This window comes from Thermohalobaculum sediminis (assembly GCF_023487995.1).
GTDB classification, from domain to species: Bacteria; Pseudomonadota; Alphaproteobacteria; order Rhodobacterales; family Rhodobacteraceae; genus Thermohalobaculum; species Thermohalobaculum sediminis.
This window is the reverse complement of record NZ_JAMFKN010000003.1, coordinates 132,690-149,122: the sequence shown is the minus strand read 5'-3', so window position 1 is coordinate 149,122 and position 16,433 is coordinate 132,690. Positions and strand designations below refer to the sequence as shown.

General features: G+C 68.2%; 16 protein-coding genes and 1 pseudogene. 4 read left to right on the top strand and 13 right to left on the bottom strand.

Annotation, left to right across the window (positions count from 1 at the left end; all coding sequences use genetic code 11):
• Positions 1–194: 194 nt before the first annotated feature.
• From M1105_RS20930 to M1105_RS07875, 4 genes and pseudogenes are all read right to left on the bottom strand, one after another.
• A pseudogene (locus tag M1105_RS20930) lies at positions 195–874 on the bottom strand (ABC transporter permease); the annotation flags it as partial.
• A 2-nt stretch (positions 875–876) separates the two neighbouring features.
• Positions 877–1,674 carry an ABC transporter ATP-binding protein gene (locus M1105_RS07885; protein WP_249579803.1) on the bottom strand — a complete coding sequence of 266 codons (798 nt, stop codon included), beginning with the start codon at positions 1,672–1,674 and terminating at the stop codon, positions 877–879.
• 11 nt (positions 1,675–1,685) lie between these two features.
• The gene (locus M1105_RS07880) at positions 1,686–2,546 is read right to left on the bottom strand and encodes an efflux RND transporter periplasmic adaptor subunit (RefSeq protein WP_249579802.1); all 861 of its coding nucleotides are present in this window, start codon (positions 2,544–2,546) and stop codon (positions 1,686–1,688) included.
• A gap of 154 nt (positions 2,547–2,700) precedes the next feature.
• Positions 2,701–2,946, bottom strand: a complete 246-nt coding sequence (locus M1105_RS07875) for a hypothetical protein (RefSeq protein WP_249579801.1) — start codon at positions 2,944–2,946, stop codon at positions 2,701–2,703.
• A gap of 765 nt (positions 2,947–3,711) precedes the next feature.
• On the opposite strand from M1105_RS07875, the gene M1105_RS07870 reads away from it, so the two are divergent.
• Together M1105_RS07870 and M1105_RS07865 are read left to right on the top strand one after the other, a co-directional pair.
• Entirely contained in the window at positions 3,712–4,122 is a 411-nt protein-coding gene (locus M1105_RS07870) for a hypothetical protein (RefSeq protein WP_249579800.1), read from the top strand.
• On the top strand, positions 4,119–5,039 hold the full coding sequence (locus M1105_RS07865) for an ankyrin repeat domain-containing protein (RefSeq protein WP_249579799.1): 921 nt from the start codon (positions 4,119–4,121) through the stop codon (positions 5,037–5,039). The genes M1105_RS07870 and M1105_RS07865 overlap by 4 nt, the downstream gene beginning before the upstream one ends.
• 25 nt (positions 5,040–5,064) lie before the next feature.
• Here M1105_RS07865 and M1105_RS07860 read toward each other — a convergent pair whose 3' ends face one another.
• Entirely contained in the window at positions 5,065–5,628 is a 564-nt protein-coding gene (locus M1105_RS07860; protein WP_249579798.1) for a c-type cytochrome, read from the bottom strand.
• A gap of 76 nt (positions 5,629–5,704) precedes the next feature.
• Entirely contained in the window at positions 5,705–7,405 is a 1,701-nt protein-coding gene (locus M1105_RS07855) for a pyrroloquinoline quinone-dependent dehydrogenase (protein ID WP_249579797.1), read from the bottom strand.
• Positions 7,406–7,515: 110 nt separating this feature from the next.
• Here M1105_RS07855 and M1105_RS07850 point away from each other — a divergent pair, with 110 nt between their 5' ends.
• Entirely contained in the window at positions 7,516–8,484 is a 969-nt protein-coding gene (locus M1105_RS07850; RefSeq protein ID WP_249579796.1) for a PQQ-dependent catabolism-associated beta-propeller protein, read from the top strand.
• A complete protein-coding gene (locus tag M1105_RS07845) occupies positions 8,474–9,640 on the top strand; it encodes a type 1 periplasmic-binding domain-containing protein (protein ID WP_249579795.1) in 1,167 nt (388 codons plus the stop codon). Before M1105_RS07850 ends, M1105_RS07845 begins: the two co-directional genes overlap by 11 nt.
• Before the next feature lie 9 nt (positions 9,641–9,649).
• On the opposite strand, the gene M1105_RS07840 is transcribed toward M1105_RS07845, so the two are convergent.
• From M1105_RS07840 to M1105_RS07810, 7 genes are all read right to left on the bottom strand, one after another.
• Positions 9,650–10,441 (bottom strand): ABC transporter permease, encoded by a 792-nt coding sequence (locus M1105_RS07840; RefSeq protein ID WP_249579794.1) that lies wholly within the window; start codon positions 10,439–10,441, stop codon positions 9,650–9,652.
• Complete coding sequence (locus tag M1105_RS07835; RefSeq protein WP_249579793.1) at positions 10,438–11,160, bottom strand: ATP-binding cassette domain-containing protein; 723 nt, start codon at positions 11,158–11,160, stop codon at positions 10,438–10,440. The genes M1105_RS07840 and M1105_RS07835 overlap by 4 nt, the downstream gene beginning before the upstream one ends.
• A gap of 58 nt (positions 11,161–11,218) precedes the next feature.
• A complete protein-coding gene (locus M1105_RS07830) occupies positions 11,219–11,686 on the bottom strand; it encodes a hypothetical protein (protein ID WP_249579792.1) in 468 nt (155 codons plus the stop codon).
• Positions 11,687–11,867: 181 nt separating this feature from the next.
• Complete coding sequence (locus M1105_RS07825) at positions 11,868–13,046, bottom strand: putative sulfate/molybdate transporter (protein ID WP_249579791.1); 1,179 nt, start codon at positions 13,044–13,046, stop codon at positions 11,868–11,870.
• A 291-nt stretch (positions 13,047–13,337) separates the two neighbouring features.
• Positions 13,338–14,252: a hypothetical protein gene (locus M1105_RS07820; protein ID WP_249579790.1), complete on the bottom strand. Its 915-nt coding sequence runs from the start codon at positions 14,250–14,252 to the stop codon at positions 13,338–13,340.
• Positions 14,253–14,428: 176 nt separating this feature from the next.
• Positions 14,429–14,785 carry a transposase family protein gene (locus tag M1105_RS07815; RefSeq protein WP_249579789.1) on the bottom strand — a complete coding sequence of 119 codons (357 nt, stop codon included), beginning with the start codon at positions 14,783–14,785 and terminating at the stop codon, positions 14,429–14,431.
• A 203-nt stretch (positions 14,786–14,988) separates the two neighbouring features.
• Entirely contained in the window at positions 14,989–15,966 is a 978-nt protein-coding gene (locus tag M1105_RS07810; RefSeq protein WP_249579788.1) for a UDP-glucuronic acid decarboxylase family protein, read from the bottom strand.
• Positions 15,967–16,433 lie beyond the last annotated feature (467 nt).

Below are 16,433 nucleotides of genomic sequence, written 5' to 3'. Positions count from 1 at the left end.
ACCGACGCCACGGCAGTGAGCATGGTGGACACGACCCGCGAGGTGGTCTCCTCGACGCCCGCGGCCTCCGCGAGGTTGCTGATCAGGAAGCTCTCGTCGCGGCTCGCGCCAAGCCCGTGGCGCTGGCGCAGCAGGTCTGCGATCGCCGCCATGACGTCCTCGGCGGTGCTGGCGTCGCCGAACTTCACCGTGATGTTGTGGACGAAGCGCGGGCTCGCCCGACTCGTGCCGACGAAGTGGCGCCGCGCGGTGGTGAGCGGCACCAGCGCGACATCGTCCTGGTCCTCGCCCCAGACGCTCTGGCCCTTGCGCTCGAGGATGCCGATCACCGTGAAGGGGACGTCCCGGATGCGAAGGCTCGCTCCGATCGCGTCCGCGTCGCCGAACAGCTTGTCCCGCAGCGTGGTGCCCAGCAGCAGCACCCTGGCCGCGCGCGCGTCGTTGTCCGGGGTCATTTCCTGCCCGTCGGCCACGATCCATTCCCGTGCGCTGAAATAGTCGGGCGTGACGCCGCCGATGCCCCCGGCCCAGTTCGAGGCCCCGCGGTGAATTGGGCCCGCGCGTAGAGCACGGGCGCAACCGCGACGAGGCCGGGGATCTCGCGCGCGATCGCGGCGGCGTCGTCCTCGCTCAGCATCGGCGAGTTGCTGCTGCCGAGCCGCACGCTGGTATCACGCGCGCTGCCGGGATTGATGCTGACGAGGTTGGCGCCGAGGTTCCCGATCTGCTCGGCGATCCGCTCGCGGGCGCCGGTGCCTGTGGCGATGATGACGACCACCGACGCGATGCCGATGACGATGCCGAGGATGGTGAGCGCGCTGCGTAGAGGGTGGGCACTGAGCGAGCGAAGCGCCACGCGCAGGCTACCGGCCATCGTCAGTGCTCCCCGATCGCGACGATGGGCGGCGCGCCGTTGGGCGGCGCGAAGATGTGTGGCGCCCCGTTGGGCGGCGCGAAGGTGTGTGGCGCGCCGTTGGGCGGCGCGAAGGCGTGTGGCGCGCCGTTGGGCGGCGCGACGCGCCCGTCGCGGAAGGTCACGGTGCGCCCCGCGCGTGCGGCCACTCCGGCGTCGTGGGTCACCATGACAATGGTGAGGCCCTCGGCGTTAAACTTGCGGAAGAGATCCAGGATCTCGCCCCCTGTCCGGCTGTCGAGCGCGACGGTCGGCTCGTCGGCCAGGAGAACCAGCGGCTCGCCGACCAGGGCGCGCGCGATCGCGACGCGCTGCTGTTGCCCGCCCGACAGTTGCGAGGGCATATGCCCCGCCCGGTCGGCAAGCCCGAGGCACTCCAGCATCGCGAGGGCGCATCGACGCCGCTCGCTGGCGCGCATCGGCCGATCGATCAGCGGCAACCCGACATTCTCCAGCGCCGTCGCCCGCGGCAGGAGGTTGAACGACTGGAACACGAAGTCTATGCCGCGGTTGCGAAGCGCCGCCAGACGGTCGGCGGCAAGGCTCGCCACATCGACGCCCGCCAGGCGGTAGCGCCCCTCGGTGGGTCGGTCGAGGCAGCCGAGAATGCTCATGAAGGTCGACTTGCCTGATCCCGACGGGCCCATGACGGCAACGAACTCGCCCGCGCGGATCGCGAGGCTCACGCCGTCGAGCGCCCAGACCGGGCCCGCGGCCGTGCGGAAGCAGTGCCGCGGGGACTGGATGTCGATGAGGCTCACCGTGCCACCCCTCAACGCAGCCGGAAGCGGGCGAGGATCGGCGACGCCACCGCATCTGCGCCCGCGGCGCGTCCCATGATGACGTGGTCGCCTTCGCCGAGGTCGCCCGACAGCACCTCGGTCATCCGCCCGTCCGTGAGACCGAGGCGGAGCGTGACGGTGACCGGCTGCCCATCCGGTCCAAGCCGGAAGACCCGCCCGGCCGGGCCTGCTGCGCCGCTCGCGCCGACGGAGGGTGCTGCGGGCGCCGCGGCGGCTTGGGCCGGGCGAAAGCGCAGTGCCGCATTGGGGACGAGGAGCACGTCCGTCCGCTCGCCGACGACGACGCGGATATTGGCGGTCATGCCCGGCAGCATCAATTCGCCGGGGTTGTCGGCGTCGATGACGACCACGTAGGTCACGACGTTCTGGACGACATGCGGCGCCTTGCGGATCTGGCGCACGGTGCCGGGAAACACGTCCCCGGGGAAGGCGTCGACGGTGAACTCGACGACCTGGCCCGCGGCGAAGCGGCTGACATCGGCCTCGACGACCGAGGCTTCGCGCTGCATCCGGCTCAGGTCCTGCGCGACGCGTGCCTCGTAGATCTCGGGGTCCACGCGCGCGATCACCTGCCCGCGCTCCACGGCCGAGTTGAAATCTGCGAACAGATCGGTAACGAGACCGGAGATCTGCGAGCCCACATCGACGACGACGAGGGCGTTGAGCGTGCCGGCGGCCTCGACGCTGGTGACGAGGTCGCCACGCCCGACCTGTGCGGTGCGATAGATGCCGCTCGCCTGAGGCTCTTGCGCGGAGTTCCACGGCCCGGCCGCCATGCGACCGAGGGCACCGTCGAGCAGCCCCGGCGCTCCGGGCCAGAACAGCGCCATGGCCCAGGTAACCGCAACGACGCCGAGAAGGATACGTATCGGAACCTCGTGGCAGTGACCGATCCGACGCCGGAAAGGCGGCGCTGGATCGGCGGATCTCAGCCGGACTCAACGACCCGCCGCCCCGAGGCTCCCTCGGGCGGCGAGGCCATGGTCAGCACTTCGAGGTGCTGCCGCCCGGCCCCTCGCAGCTGGTATCGCTCGTCGATTGCGCGTTCTTCAGCGTGCCGTGGGCGGTGTCCGTCGTCTCCTCCTCCCACGTCGCGTTGCCGTTGTTGTTGCCGGGCTTCGTCTCCACGACCGGATAAGCGCAGGTCTTGGTGCTCTTGTCCCGGGTGCCGTCGCCGGCCTCGCAGATCCTCTGCGATTCCGACGCGGCAAGCGCAAGACCTACCGACATTGCGAGGGCACCGCCAAGGAGCGCAGCAATGAATGCGGTCGAGCTGATTCTCTGAGTTTTCATGTTGACCCACTTGAATCTTGACGTGCTTATTCAATACTTCGCGCGTCGCCGACGGTATTTGTTCCGGGCGGCAGGTTATTGTCATCACGATTTACGAGCGGCTACGCGCTTCCGAGCCAATATGTTCGTGTTTTATTAAATGCTTCACTTGGAAAGTATTGTGGCAACGAAATTCCGACGATGTCGAACTGGACGCCTTGACCCGACGCCCCTGGATCCCGTCGATCCGAAGGTTACGGTGGTAGCAGGGCTTCCGGAAGCGATCGGGGTGCGGGATCTCGTCTCGCGACTGCCGCGGCATTGCCTGCCGCAGAGCCCGCCTACTTCGGCAGAAAAAAGTCCGCCGAATTAATGTATTATGACAGAAACTACCCCATCTTTCAGTCCATGATTGTATTCAGATACCGCAAAGATTGTGCCTCGCGACTTCCGCGCGGATCGGACTCCGTTCGCGCTTTCCCCTGCCGCCGGATCGTGACGGTCGGGGGGGCGCCCCCGCCATCTTCCGCACCGCGCCGCGAGAAACCGGCGCGTGCCAAGCAAGGGAGCGGCTGCGTCCCCACGGCGCAGGGGGCCATCCCGCATCGGGCTCCCGTGCCCCTCCTGCGATGGACGCGCGCGAAGCCATTGATTACCGTGGGCGATGGCAGGCCCGTGCCGTAGGATCCCGGCCGGCCGACCGAGGACGCCGGAGGCAGGACGATGAGATTTCAACTGCGGTTGCTCGTGCTGGCGGCGCTCGTCTCGTCTCCGGCCGCGGCCGAGGACCCCACGCGGCGGGCGACGCGGCTCGAGCCCATGACGATCGACGCCGCCGACGGGTTCTCGATCCGAAGCTACAAGGCCGAGAGCGGCACCTATTACCGCTGGCGGATCGAGAGCGACGGGCGCGACGAGTACAAGCTTCTCGCTCCCGGGCTGTTCCGCGAGAGCTGGATCGACCAGGTGGTGATCGAGGAGCGGGAGGTGAAGCCGATGGGCCTCCACGCGATCGAGTTCGACGATGCCGGCGCGATCGACATCTATTTCGTGCCTATCCGTCCCGGGCGCTACGAGTTCTTCGTCGAGGGACTCGAGACGCAGGGCTTCCGCGGCGAGTTCGTCGTGGAATGAGACGCCTCGCGCCATTCGCGCTGGCCGTCGGGCTGGTCGCCGCGATCACCGCGACCGCGGCGGCCCAGCCGGGGCCAAGCCATGTCTGCCTCGCGCTTGCGCGCGACCTCCAGCAATCGGCGCGGCCGCTCGAGGGCCGGGCACTTGCCGAGGCGCTGTTCGAGGCGGCATCGCTCGACTGTCCCGGCATCGCCGCGGACATGCTTGCCCGGGGGGCTTCGGTGACGGCGCGGAACCGGACCGGCGCCACCGCGCTGACCCTCGCGTCCGCGCGCGGGGCAGGGGAGGTCGTCGACCTCCTCCTCGCGGCGGGGGCGGCGCTGGATCATCGTGACCTGCGGGGTGCGACGCCGCTGCTGCACGCGGCCAGGGCGAAGCGGCGTCCCATGGTGCGGCGCCTGCTCGCGGCAGGGGCCGATCCGGACGCCGCCGACATCAAGGGCGTGACGCCCCTGATCGCCGCCGCCTTCAACGGCGACGCCCGAATGGTGCAGCAGCTGATCGAGGGCGGCGCCGAACCAGGCAGGGCGGACGCATCCGGCAAGGACGCCATGATCTACGCCGCGGGGCGCGGCTTCGCTCAGGTCGTCTCGGTCCTGATCGCGGCGGGGGTCGATGTCGCCGCGCCGCGCGGCAACGGCCTCACGCCGCTCATGTGGGCCGCGGGCCATGCCAACGATGCGCCCGAGCGCGAGGCGATCGCCGCGGCGGGCGCGTTGGTCGCGGCCGGCGCCGATCTCTCGCCGGTGGACAAGCGCGGACGCGACGCGCTGATGATCGCAGCCGAGCGCGGCCATGCCGCGATGGTCGCCTGGCTGCTGGAGCAGGGGGCCGACCCCTCACGGCGCGATCACGCCGGTGCGCGCGCGGCGGACCTTGTCGCGTCGCCCGAGCTGCGCCGGTTGCTCGCCCGCTGAGGCGGGCAGGCGGTAGCAGGCGATCTCAGAGCGTCGCGAGATACCGCGCGAGCGCGTCGATCGTCTGGTCGTCGAGCTGCTTCATCGTGCTCGTCTTGTCGGGCGCGTTCGTACGCACCTCGTTCTTGAAGTCGTGCATGGTCTTGCGCAGGTAGCCCGGCTGCCGGCCCGCGAGGCGCGGAATGCGGCTATCGCCCTGCCACTTGCCGTGGCAGGCGCTGCACTGGCCGCCGGTGATCCCCTTCTCGGCGATTGCCGCGTCGCCTTCCTCCATGCTCGCCTCGATCGTGGGCCAAGGTCTCGCGGCGAAATATTCTGCGATCGCCTTCATCTGGTCGCGGCTGAACTGCGCCGCCATCGGCGTCATCACGTCGCTTGCCCGCCGCCCGGCGGCAAAGTCCCTCAGCTGCGTGTAGATGTAGAAATACTGCTCGCCCCATATGATGGGGTATTCTGGATCGATCGGCTTGCCCTCCTCGCCATGACAGGTGGCGCAGAGTGCGACCGCGTCCTCAAGCACGAAGGCATCCTGCGCAACCGCCGGCGTGGCTGCCAGGGACGCGGAGATGAGGGCGGCGAGATGTCTCATGAAAGCTTCTCCCGATCGGCCTGAAAAAGGGCGGGGCCGCGCGGCCCCGCCCCGTCATGTCATCACGCCAGACAGGTCAGTCGGCAAGGGTGAAGGCGATGATGTTGTTCCCGCGCTTGTAGTTGAGCTGCGCGTTCCCGCCCGCGGCGACGACGATGTACTGCTTGCCGTCAACCGTGTAGCTCGACGGCGGGGCGTTCACGCCGGCACCGGCCTGGAAGCGCCAGAGTTCCGAGCCCGTGGCCGAGTCGTATGCCTTGAAGAGCCCGTTGCCCTCGCCGGTAAAGACCAGCCCGCCGGCCGTCGCAAGGATGCCGCCGATCATCGGCTGCTCGGTGCGGACCTTCCAGCGGATCTTGCCGGTGTTGTAGTCGACGGCGCTGACATTGCCCCACTGCTCCTCCTCGGGGATCACGTCGAACGAGCCGCCGAGCCACAGCTTGCCCTCGGGGTACGGGCTCGACTTGACCGTGTAGGTCATCGGCTGGTGCAGGTTGATCGCGTAGCTGAGATGCAGGTTGGGGTCGATCGCCATGGGCGACCACTCGACGCCGCCATTGGCGCCGGGCAGCATCCTTGCGCCCTCGGCTGTCGGCAGGGTCCAGCGCCCCTCCTGGCTCACCATCGGCTCGGAGAAGCGGATCAGCGAGCAGTCGTCGGCCTTGTGGACATAGACATAGCCCGTCTTGCCCGCGTGCAGGATACCCTTCACGTCGTTGCCGCCGCCATCCTTCACCGTCGTGATGATCGGCGGCGAGACTGCGTCGAGGTCCCAGACATCATGGGCGATGTACTGGAAGTGGCAGATGTATTCGCCGGTGTTCATGTCCACGGCGACGAGGCTGTCGGTGTAGAGGTTGTCGCCCGGCCGAAGCGAGCCGTCGAGGTCGGGAGAGGGGTTGCCGACGACGAAGTAGATCCGGTTCGTCTCGAGGTCGACGGCAGGGTTCTGCCACACGCCGCCGCCAAGAGTCTCGTAGGGATCGCCCATCTTCGCGAGCGCGGCCTTCTCGGCCTCGATGTCGCGCAGCATGTCACGGCCCGTGGCGTCATGCGTGGCCCAGACCCCCACCGAGTTCTCGGGGATGGTGTGGAAGGTCCATTTCAGCTCGCCCGTGGCGGCGTCGAAGGCCTTGACGAAGCCGCGAATGCCATACTCGCCGCCATTGGTGCCGATCAGCACCATGTCGTTGACGACGGTCGGCGCCATCGTCTCGGAATAGCCGAGTTCGGGGTCCGCGATCTGCGTCTCCCACAGCTGCTTGCCGGTCTTGGCGTCGAGCGCGACCAGCTTCGCGTCGAGCGTGCCCATGAACACCCTGTCGCCCGAGACCGCGACGCCGCGGTTGTTCGGGCCGCAGCAATAGGTGGTCACGGGGCCCATGTTGTGCTTGTGGTGCCAGATCTGCCGCCCCGTCCGCGCGTCGAGCGCGTAGACATGGTTGAACGCCGTGGTGACATACATGATGCCGTTCACGACGATCGGGCTCGTCTCCATGGTGTCGACGATCTCGGTCTGGAAGATCCAGGCCGGGCGCAGGCCGCGCACGTTGTCGGTGTTGATCTGCCGTGCCGGGTAGTAGCGGGTCTGATGGTAGTTGCCGTTGGTGTGAAGGAAGTTGTTCCCGTCCCCGGCGGCGCGGTCGAGCATGTCCTGCGTCACATGCGAAAGATCGCCGTAGAGCGTGCTGGCGCTCGTCTCCTCCTGCGCCGAGACCGCGCCCCCCGTCAATGTGGCCGCCATCGCGGCCGCGAGGGTGAACCTGAGCAATTTCATTATGTATTTCCTCCCCCTTGCGGAACTTATATGCTTAGAAACTGCGACAATAAGACAGATTCGCACAAGCGGGTACAGTGCCGACGAACGGAACCGGAAGATTGGGGGCGATGCTGAAAGGTCTGTCCGGGGCGCTGTGCGCGGTGTCGGTCGCCGGCTCCGCCTGGGCCGCGTCGGGCATCGCGATCGTCTCGAACGAGCGCGGGAACACGCTGACCGTGATCGGCCCCGACCTTGCGATCGTCGACACGATGGAGACCTGCGCCCGCCCGCGCGGCATGCATTTCAGCGCCGACCGCTCGGAATTCTTCGTGGGCTGCGCCGACGACGACCAGATCGCCATCTACGAGACGGCGACGCGGACGCTGCTGCGCCGGATCACCGGGGTTCCCGCGCCCGAGACCTTCGACCTCCACCCGGACGGGCGGCGCCTGGTGGTGTCGAACGAGGAGGACGCCGCGGCCTCGGTCTACGACGTCGAGACGGGCGAGCTGCTGGCCGAATACGAGACGGGCGAGGAGCCCGAGGGGGTCCAGATCACGCCCGACGGCCGGCTCGCCTTCGTCGCGTCCGAGGCGGCGAACCTCGTCCATGTCATCGATCTCGAGGCCGACGCGGTGATCGCCGACATCCTGGTCGACACGCGGCCGCGCCGCTTCGCACTGACGCCGGACGCGGCGGAGTTGTGGGTCTCGGCGGAACTCGCCGGCGTCGTGAACATCATCGACGTGGCGAGCCTCAAGCTCGTCGGCGACATCGCCTTCCTGCCTACGGGCTTCCGGCCCGAGCAGGTCACGCCCGTCGACGTGCTGATCACGGCGGACGGCAGCCGCGCCTATGTCGCACTGGGCCGGGCGAACCATGTGGCGGTGGTGGATGTCGCAGCGCGCGAGGTGCTCGACTATGTCCTTGTCGGCAAGCGTGCCTGGGGACTTGCCCTTTCGGCCGACGAGTCGCGGCTCTTCGTTGCGAACGGGCTCTCCGACGACGTGACCGTCGTCGACACGGCCAGCCTGAGGGCGCTGACCTCGACTCCGACGGGTCTGGTCCCCTATGGCATCCTGATCGATGATCGCTAGGCTCGCCGTCCTCGCCATCGCCCTGGTGCTGGCGCTGCCGGCCCTCGCGGCCGAGCCGGCGCGCATCGTCTATCTCGGCGTCGTCGACGACCCCGCCTATCAGCCGCAGCGCGTCTACACCGGGCTTGCGCTGAAGGACCGTCACCGCCCTGTCGACGGCGCGCGCCTCGCGGTCGCGGGGACGAAGGCGCTGGCCCGGGCGCTCGGCATCGGCTTCGTGCTGGACGAGAGGTTGCTTGCTGCCGGCGGGGATGCCGCGGCCGAGGTGCGCGCGGCGCGGGCATCGGGCGCACTCGCCGTTCTCCTCGATCTGCCGGAGCAGGCGATGGCCGCGGTCCTCGCGGCCGAGGGTGGCGAGGGGTTGCTCGTCAACATCCGGCATGTGGACGACCGCTGGCGCGGCGCCGACTGCGCGCCCGCCCTGCTGCATGCGATGCCGTCGCGGTCGATGCTGACGGATGCGCTTGCGCAGCATCTGCGGTTCAGGGGGTGGACCCGCGTCCTGGTGCTGCGCGGACCGGGGCCGGAGAACGAGGCCGAGGCGGCGGCGATCCGCCGCTCGATCGGGAAGTTCGGCCTCGACCTCGCCGACGAGCGCGCCTTCGAGCTGACCAACGATCCCCGGCAGCGCGATCTCGGCAATGTCGCGCTGCTGACCGGCGACGCGCGCTATGACGTCATCTGGCTGGCGGATGCCGAAGGCGAGTTCGGCCGCTACGTCCCCTTCGCCACCTACCTGCCGCGGCCGGTCGTAGGCAGCGAGGGGCTGACGCCGGTCGCCTGGCACTGGACGCTGGAGCGCTATGGCGCGCCGCAGCTCAACCAGCGCTTCCGGCGCGCCGCGGGGCGCGACATGGCGGCCGGCGACTGGGCGGCCTGGGTCGCGGTGCGCAGCATCATCGAGGCGGTGAGCCAGCGTCGCACGGTCGATCGGGCGGGGATTGCCGAACTCGTCCGGTCGGGAGATCTGGCGCTCGATCTCTACAAGGGGGTGCGCGGCAGCTTCCGGCCGTGGGACGGGCAACTGCGCCAGCCGATCCTCCTCGCGACCCATAACGCCGTCATCGCGATCGCGCCGTTCGATGGCTTCCAGCATCAGACCGACACGCTCGACACGCTGGGCATCGATCGCCCCGAGACCGCCTGCCGGCGCTGACGTGTCCCTTCAGCCGCGCCGGTTGATCAGGCCGCGCGCGGGGTCGTAGCCCCAGGCCGCCAGCAGCCCGAACACGGCGAGCGCCGCGACCACCCAGCCGAGCGCGCCCGGATTGAGCTCGCCATGCAGCGCGAAGCGGATCAGCTCGACCGCATGGGTGAACGGGTTGATCGCGCAGATGTCCGCGAGCAGGTCGGATGTCTCGGCCAGCTTCCACAGCGGGTAGAGCGCCGAGGACAGGAAGAACATCGGAAAGATCACGAAGTTCATCACCCCAGCGAAGTTCTCGAGCTGGCGGATGATCGAGGAGAGGGCGAGCCCGATGGTCCCCAGCATCAGCCCCGTCACCGCGAGCGCCGGGAGGGCGGCGAGATAGCCCGCCGGCGGCATCGCGATCCCGGCCGCCGCCGCCACCGCGAGGAAGGCATAGACCTGCAGGAGCGAGATCGCCGCGCCCGCCGCCACCTTGCAGAACAGCAGCCACGCCCTTGGCATCGGGCTCGTCAGCAGGATTCGCATCGAGCCCATCTCGCGATCGTAGACCAGCGAGAGCGAGGACTGCATCCCGTTGAAGAGCTGGATCATTCCGCAGAGGCCAGGGACGATGTAGACCTCGTAGGTGATGTAGGTCGTGTAGGGGGGTGTGATCGACAGGCCGAGCGCCGTGCGGAACCCCGCGGCGAACACCACGAGCCAGAGGAGCGGCCGGATCAGCGCGGCAAGGAAGCGCGTGCGCTGATGCAGGAAACGCAGGGCCTCGCGCAGCAGGATCGCGCGAAAGCAGACCAACCAGCCCCTCATGCCGTGCCCTCGCCCGTGAGTTCAAGAAAGCGCGCGAGAAGGGTTCCTGCCCCCGCGATCGCCGCGGCCTGCGCGGCGGCGAGCACGCGGCCTCGGTGCAGGATCACGACATCGTCCCCGGGGCGGATCTCATCCACGAGATGCGTGGCCCAGAGCACCGTGAGCCCCCCTGCGGCGAGGTCGTGGACGTGGTCCGTGATCGACCGGCGCGAGGCGGCGTCGAGGCCGACCGTGGGCTCGTCGAGCAGGAGCAGCCTTGGCTCATGGACCAGCGCGCGCGCGATCTCGACGCGCCGCCGCTGTCCGCCGCTCAGGTCGCGGGCGCGGTCGCCCGCGCGGTCCCGAACCCCGAGAAGGTCGAGCGCCGCATCGACCCGGAGGGCCGAGGCGCGGCCGGATAGGCCGTGCAGCGCCGCGAAGTAGAGCAGGTTCCGCCGCACCGTCAGGTCGAGATCGAGCGTGGGCTGCTGAAACACGACGCCGAGCCGGGCGAGGGCGGCGCGCGGCGCGCGCGCGAGGTCGATGCCTGCGATCTCGATCCGGCCCGAATGCGGGACGAAAAGCCGGGTGAGGAGCGCGAAGAGCGTTGATTTCCCCGCCCCGTTCGGGCCGAGAAGGGCGCAGAACCGACCTTCCGCCACCGAGAACGACACCCCGTCGAGGGCGACCCGGTCGCCATAGCGGTATCCGAGATCCGAGATGGAGAGGCGGTTGGTCACGCGAAACCACTTCGAGCGAGGCGGGCGCAGCGATGCCGCGCGGATGCTGCGCCCGATCCTAGCCGCAGATGATTCCCTTCTCAAAGGGCGGATCGCGGCGCGCCCCCGCGCCCGGCCCGCGACGGTGGCGGCCAAGCAGCCCCGGGGGCATCCCGCGACAGCTGATCCCCGGCCTCGGCCCGACGGCGGCACGGAGGTCCGGTGCTAGGTGCCGCCGGGCCAACGGCAGGACGCCCGCCCCCGCCGACGCGGCCCCGCGCGCCGCGCGCAGAACCGCCGCCTGGTGCGCGATGTCGCGGCTAGCCGTCGGCTCGTCGAGCAGCAGCCAGCGCCCCTCGCCCAGCGCTCGCCCGGCCATGAGATGGGCCGGCACGCGCGCCATCTGGGCGCGGTGGCGCTCGCCCCCGACAGCTGCGTGACGGGCCCGTGGGGCGTGGCAGCCGAGGCTGTTCGCGATCGCCGGGGCGGCCGTCTCGGCGGCGCCGGCGATCGGGGGCGGCGCGACGGGCTCAGCCGCGGACGGCATCGCTCCGCCCGATGGCGCAGTCGCTACGCTGCCCGGATTGGTGCCTGTCATCCCGTTCCATCGCCCAAGCGCCGCCCCTTCGGGGCTTCAAGCGGCTGCATGGCGGGAAGCTGGGTCGACCTACGTCTCCGCCGCCAGAATACCATATCGAAAAAGTTAACTATCCAGCCGCGGCGCCGCCTCAACCGCGGTGCCGCGCATCGTCGGGTGCGAGCAGGGCGCGAACGATAACACGGCGCGCGGCCTCGGCGACGAGGCCGATCAGGATCGCCACGGCGGGATCGAGCAGGAAGGTCAGGACCGCGGTGATCGCGATCACGATGCGGCAGGACAGCGTGGCGTCGAGGATCCTCCGGCTCGTCGCGAGCTCGGCCGCGCCGAACAGGAGGAGCGCCCCCAGAACCGGCAGCGGCACCAGTGACAGCGCCGCAAGCTGGGCCGTTTCGGGCGCGAAGGCGAGCGCAAGGAGCGCCGCTCCAAGGAGCCCGGTCCCAAGGCCGCTCCGCGCGCCGAACCGGTGATGCGCCGCGAGCCCGCCGGCGCCATGGCACATCGGCACCGCGCCCATGGGACAGAGCAGCAGGTTGAGCGCCCCGCTGGTCAGGCAGAGCCGCCGCTCGGTCAGTCGCCCGCGACGGTCGGGGAACAGCTCGCGCGCGAGGACCGCGGTCACAAGGACGGCATTGGTCAAGGTCAGCGGCAATTGCGGCACGACGCCCTCGCGCAGGGCCGCCGGCAGGTCGGAAAGCGCCGGCAGCGTCAGCCCGGGCGGCGGTGCGACCGGCGACGGGCCGGCCCCGAAGGCAGCGTTCACCGCCGCCGACAGCACGACGAGCAAAAGCGCGCCCGGCAGCCTCCCAGCCCCGCTGGCAAGCCACAGGAACGCGACGGCCGCGGCCCCGACAGGCACGGACGGCAGGACGAGCGAGACGGCATGGTGCGCGAGCATCGCGCCAAGCCCGAGCTGAAGGCCCGCGACGACCGATTGCGGCACCAGGTAGGCAAGCCGTCTGATCGTCCCGCTGAGACCGATGAGCAGAAGCGCCACCCCCATCGCGACACCGCTCAGCATCAGGCTGCCCGAGGCGAGCCCGCCCGCCAGCGCAACCGCGCCGATCGCCTTCATCGGCTGGACGGGGATTGGCGCACGGTAGATCGCCGCCGACACCAGATACGCGATCCCGAAGCCCGCGAGCGCGCCCGAGGCGGGGACGAGCCCCGCCATCACCAGCCCGAGCGTGAAGGGAAGCAGGACCCCCAGATCTGCAATGCCGCCATTCAGCTCGCCGAGGATCGACGCGCGTCGGGTGGTGTCGGGGCAGCCTTCGCTCAACTCTCGCACTTCCTTGTCGCGGATCATGTCCGCGTCAGGTCCCGTTGGTCTCTCGCCCGTGATAGCGCGGTGCGGCGCGGGGTTCCAGAAATCACCGCGACTTGAGGGATGCCGCCATTTCGCGCAGGTGCGGGCCGAGTGAGGGTCTGGCAATCGGCTTGCGCGCGGCGACGACGAGGCCGCGCCCAGTCTGGCCCGGGCGGTGCTGCGCTGCCCACCGTCAAGGGGCGCGATGCCGGTGATGGTCGCTGCGCGTCGCGTGATCGGCTTTGGTGTGCTGTCACAGCCTGTCGCGAGCGGTGTTGCCCGCTCCCGCGATCACCGGGCGTCGGGCCGCGGCATGCGCGCGGGCGGGCGCGCGCCGTCGCCCGGCCCCTCGGCCTGGGGTCCGGGGAAGGGCCCGAGATGGCTTGCCTTGTACTCGACCTGGAAGATGTGGTTGTAGAGCTGCGCGACCCAGACCTTGCCCTCGATGGTCAGCTCGAGATAGCGCAGCGCCGGGCCGATATAGGGCTGGACATGCGCCCAGAAGAAATCGGGATAGCGCTCGACCACGTCCATGGGCGAGCTGTAGCCGAGTTGCTGGGCCACGCCGGTCTCGACGAATTCCTGGTAGAGCGCATTGGTCTTGCGCCGGTAGAAGGGGTCGCCCATCTGCCCGATCAGGTCGGCCGCGCGGACCAGCGCGGGCTCGCTGTCGGTGTCGGCATGGTCTGGGCCCGGCGGAACCGGGAAGCGGGTGTATTCGATGGCCCGCGCGATGCGCTCCTCGTCGATGTATTCCGAGGGGCCGAAGCGCTCGCGGGCGTAGATTTTCGCCCGCTCGATGTGGAACGGCCCAAGGAAGGCGTCCGAGGCGCCGCGCGGCGGCGTCACGGTCTCGCCCGCCTCGTTGATCACGAAGGCGTCCCGCCTGTCGCCGCTGCAGGTGCCGCGCACATAGCCGATGTCGTGGATCAGCAGCGCGACCGTGTAGTGCAGCCAGTCCTCGGGCTGAAGCGCCTTGGCGAGCAGCCGCCCGCGGATGATCTGCTGGCCCGCCAGCGTGACCATCATCGTGTGCTCGGCGTTGTGGTAGAGCGCGTCCGAGTTCGCCAGCCGCTCCATCACCAGCCGCGCCGCGCCCCCGATGAAGGTCGCGTATTGCGGCTTGCGGGTCGAGAAATGCTGAAGATACAGCTCGCTCAGATAGGTCCCGAAGGCCGAGGCCACGATGGTGGTGGGATCGAACATGCGCGGCCCTTTCGTCTTTGGCCGAATCGTGAGCAGCCCGGATTGGTCGGTCCAAATGGAGTTTTAGTCCATGGTGGGCGTGCGGTCCATTGACGTGATGACGTCCGGTGCCACTGACCAGTATCCAGGCGCGCTGTGCGGCTGAATGATGGCGTAGTGGTGGCGTGATTTTTGGATCAGGATTTTTGCCTCGTGAAGCGCTGGAAGATTTCGCCGTCATGAAAGTTTTCTCGGCGTCTTCCTTCGAAGCTCGCGCGATATTCGTTGTACCATTGTGAATTAGGCTCGATGAAGGCCATTCTCGCGCGAACGTCGTTCGGCCAACCCCGCACCGTCTCGGCGACGAACTCTGGGCCATTCTCGGCGCGAATGAAGCCTTGCCCACCGCGTAGGATTAACAGATCCGTCAGAATATCGATTGCGTCGGTCGGGTTCATCTCGCGTCGCATCGAGATCACCAGGCGTTTGCGGATGAATCGATCGAGCATGATCAGCAGCCGGAAAGCCCGACCATCCGCCGCGCGACGGTTCACGAAGCCGTCGGAACAGACGTGATCCCGGCAATCCTGCCGCAGCCGGACGCCAGAGCCGATATTGAGTCAGGCGTCCCCCCTACAGTCATTTCTTGCAGATCGAACATCGATCCACTGATCTCGGCCCCGTCGCCGGCATGTTGAGGCCAGCCGCAGAGCGAAATGTCTGGTACCGTCCGCCCCGATGTGGCTGCCCGGACGCGTCAGTGGGCGGCACCCGTCATTTCGGTGATCCGGTCTTCGAAGAACCTGATGGTGGACTTGAGACCATCCTCTAGGCGTGTGAACGGCTCCCATTGCAGGCGCTCGCGCGCGAGCGAGATATCTGGTTGGCGCTGCTTTGGGTCGTCCTCGGGCAGCTCTCGCATCACGATGCCCGACCTTGAGCCCGTCATAGCGATGATCCTCTCCGCGAGTTCGAGGATCGTGAATTCGTCCGGGTTTCCAAGGTTCACAGGGCCTGGTAGGCCATCGTCACTCGCCATGAACTTGAGGAAGCCGTCGATCATGTCGTCGACATAGCAAAAGGAACGGGTTTGCTTCCCGTCGCCATAGATGGTGATCGGTTGGTTCCGCAGGGCCTGCATGATGAAGTTCGACACCACTCTGCCGTCAGCGTGATGCATTCGCGGCCCATAGGTGTTGAAGATGCGCGCAACCTTGATCTTGAGCGCGTGTTGTCGATGGTAGTCGAAGAACAGCGTCTCGGCGCAGCGTTTGCCTTCGTCGTAGCAGGCGCGCCGGCCCACCGGGTTGACCCTTCCCCAGTATGTTTCGGGTTGCGGGTGAACTTCAGGATCGCCGTAGACCTCGCTGGTCGATGCCTGGAAGATCTTGCATCGAAGGCGTTTTGCCAGCCCCAGCAAGTTGATTGCGCCATGAACCGATGTCTTGGTCGTCTGCACCGGGTCATGCTGATAGTGCACCGGCGAGGCAGGACATGCGAGATTATAGATCTCGTCGACTTCGACATAGAGCGGGAACGTCACGTCGTGGCGCAGGAACTCGAAGCGCGGGTTGTCGTGCAGGTGCTCGATATTTCGCTTCGTGCCCGTGAAGAGATTGTCGGCGCAGAGCACTTCATGGCCCTGCTCCAGCAGACGGTCGAGAAGATGGGAGCCGAGGAAGCCTGCACCACCGGTTACAAGTATTCGCTTGCGGCAATCGAAGAGACGCGACATCTCCCTCTCTCATCTTGACAGGCGCCGATCGGACGGGACGAACGCGAAGGGTGACTGCTGGCATCCTTATCCGTCATGGACGGTCGCGCAAGAGCATCTCTCTGCGACGCGGATTTTCCCGGTTTTGTGGTCATGTTGGGGCGGATCCAATCGCGTCAATCCGGCAGAACCGGGAAGCCTGCGAGGTCTCGCAGGTGCAGAGCCCGAGCGCGCGTGGTGGCTGAAGGCGCCTATCGATTCCGACCGGGACGGGAACAAACATGCAAGCCCCGTGTGCCGTCCCCAATCGACGGCGATCGTCTCGGACATGTCGGGGGCTCGAGCCGAAGCTCGCGAAACCAGGCTCCGTGCCGCGTCTCCTCAGTCCGGAAGCGCTCCGAGCGGCGCCACAATCGAAGCTGCGTTCATCTATTTTTCGCCAGATTCACGCGATCTTAAGGCCCAACTCTCCTGCATGATCAGAACTG